This is a genomic window from Mycobacterium asiaticum (assembly GCF_001668675.1).
In the GTDB taxonomy this organism is placed as follows: domain Bacteria; phylum Actinomycetota; class Actinomycetes; order Mycobacteriales; family Mycobacteriaceae; genus Mycobacterium; species Mycobacterium asiaticum_D.
This window is the reverse complement of the sequence record NZ_LZKQ01000125.1, coordinates 1-560: the sequence shown is the minus strand read 5'-3', so window position 1 is coordinate 560 and position 560 is coordinate 1. Positions and strand designations below refer to the sequence as shown.

Below are 560 nucleotides of genomic sequence, written 5' to 3'. Positions count from 1 at the left end.
TTCGGGCCCTACCATCTCAAGCGGTTGCTGGGCCGCGGCGGGATGGGCGAGGTCTACGAGGCCGAGCACACCGTCAAGGAATGGACGGTGGCCGTCAAGGTCATGACCGCGGAGTTCAGCAAGGACGCGGTGTTTCGCGAGCGGATGAAGCGCGAAGCGCGCATCGCCGGCCGGCTGCAGGAACCCCACGTCGTGCCGATCCACGACTACGGCGAAATCGACGGCCAGATGTATCTGGAGATGCGCCTGGTCGAGGGCACCGACCTGGACAGCGTCCTGAAGCGTTTCGGCCCGCTGACCCCGCCGCGCGCGGTGGCCATCATCACCCAGATCGCCTCGGCCCTGGACGCCGCGCACGCCGCCGGCGTCATGCACCGTGACGTCAAACCACCCAACATTCTGGTCACCCGCGACGACTTCGCCTATCTGGTCGACTTCGGCATCGCCAGCGCCACCACCGACGAGAAGTTGACCCAGCTGGGCACCGCGGTGGGCACCTGGAAATACATGGCGCCCGAACGGTTTTCCAACGACGAGGTCACCTACCGCGCCGACATCTA

Annotated in this window: 1 pseudogene; it reads left to right on the top strand. The window is 66.1% G+C overall.

Going from position 1 to position 560, the window contains the following annotated elements:
* Nucleotides 1-560 (top strand): annotated as a pseudogene (gene pknH / locus A9X01_RS10910) (serine/threonine protein kinase PknH); the annotation flags it as partial.